We start from the raw sequence: 293 nt of genomic DNA, 5'->3' as shown, positions 1-293 counted from the left end.
TGAACTTATGAAGACTTCTGACTATGACCTTTTTGTCATGGACTCTGCCGCATCAGGGCACTTGTTTAGATTTTTAGAGACACCTGATATAGTAAGGGAGTGGCTAAAAACTGTGTTCAGATTGCTTATAAAATATAAAGGAGTAATAAATTTATCCAGGATACATTCAGTTGAAAGTCTCTTGGATTTATCACGGGATGTGCGCAAAATACAGGAAACATTGGCTAATCCTGAGACAACTGAGTTTGTAATGATTACTATCCCTGAAGAGATGGGAGTGAGAGAGATGAAAG

1 protein-coding gene is annotated in these 293 nt (G+C 37.9%); it reads left to right on the top strand.

Going from position 1 to position 293, the window contains the following annotated elements; all coding sequences use genetic code 11:
* Positions 1 to 7: 7 nt before the first annotated feature.
* The coding region (locus tag COZ07_RS06520; RefSeq protein WP_406607762.1) for an ArsA-related P-loop ATPase at positions 8 to 293 on the top strand (286 nt) is incomplete at its 3' end.

The organism is Candidatus Infernicultor aquiphilus, from assembly GCF_002784285.1.
Classification (GTDB): domain Bacteria; phylum Atribacterota; class Phoenicimicrobiia; order Phoenicimicrobiales; family Phoenicimicrobiaceae; genus Infernicultor; species Infernicultor aquiphilus.
Note: the sequence above shows the minus strand (reverse complement) of the source record. Positions and strands in the feature narration are given on the sequence as shown.